General features: G+C 44.6%; 1 tRNA gene and 1 rRNA gene. Both read left to right on the top strand.

Going from position 1 to position 1053, the window contains the following annotated elements:
- Positions 1–211: 211 nt before the first annotated feature.
- Positions 212–287 (top strand) — tRNA-Ala (locus ACTS4L_RS11320).
- Between the two features lie 165 nt (positions 288–452).
- Positions 453–1053 (top strand): 23S ribosomal RNA (locus ACTS4L_RS11315); the annotation flags it as partial.

Raw genomic sequence — 1053 nt, 5'->3', positions numbered from 1 at the left:
GGTCTGTAGCTCAGCTGGTTAGAGCGCACCCCTGATAAGGGTGAGGTCGGTAGTTCAAGTCTACTCAGACCCACCATATCAGAAGACAGAGGACGGAAGACAGAAGACAGTGATTTTGAGTGCAGCGAGCTGCACGATTTTTATTTTAAAGAATCATCGCGAAGCGATACAAAGATCTGTTCTCTGTCATCTGTTTTCTGTCCTCTGAATTGGGGTCATAGCTCAGCTGGGAGAGCGCCTGCTTTGCACGCAGGAGGTCAGGAGTTCGATCCTCCTTGGCTCCACCATCCAGATGACGGAAGACAGAGGACAGAAGACGGAGTTTGAATCAAGCAAGCTTGATGGTTTTAATGTTTAAATTGAATCATCGGTGAGCGTAGGATTATCTGTCATCAGTCCACAGTCTTCGGTCATCCGAAACAGAGATCTTTAACAATTTATTATAGAGTAATGACCAAGAGAATAAGCGCAAACGGCGGATGCCTTGGCAGTCAGAGGCGATGAAAGACGTGATAGCCTGCGAAAAGCTTCGGGGAGTTGGCAAATAAACATTGATCCGGAGATGTCTGAATGGGGGAACCCGATCAGAAGACAGAGGGCAGAGGACAGAAGTTTTTTGTTTTATCTATGCCTTATGTCTTCTGATCATTCAGATGGCGGAAAATAGCGGATTGGAAACAGTAAGTTGATTTTAGAAACGTGATATTTAATTTTAAATTTAAGTAATTATTTTTAAAGTTTAAGGTATCGCACAGCGATTCAACAACTGTCTTCTGTCTTCTGTTTTCCGTCATCTGAAGGCGAACGTGGGGAACTGAAACATCAAAGTACCCATAGGAAAAGAAATCAACCGAGATTCCCTTAGTAGCGGCGAGCGAAGGGGGAGTAGCCTTGTATATTTTAGCGTATAGATTAGTTGAACATTCTGGGAAGGATGGCCATAGCAGGTGATAGCCCTGTAGACGAAAATTTATAGGTGGAACTAGGTATACGAATAAGTAGGGCGGGACACGTGAAATCCTGTTTGAAGATGGGGGGACCATCCTCCAAGGC

Origin of the sequence: Cysteiniphilum sp. 19S12-1, assembly GCF_052030685.1 — a bacterium.
Taxonomy (GTDB): domain Bacteria; phylum Pseudomonadota; class Gammaproteobacteria; order Francisellales; family Francisellaceae; genus Caedibacter.
The sequence above is the reverse complement of the archived record's forward strand: the minus strand, read 5'-3'. Positions and strand labels throughout refer to the sequence as shown.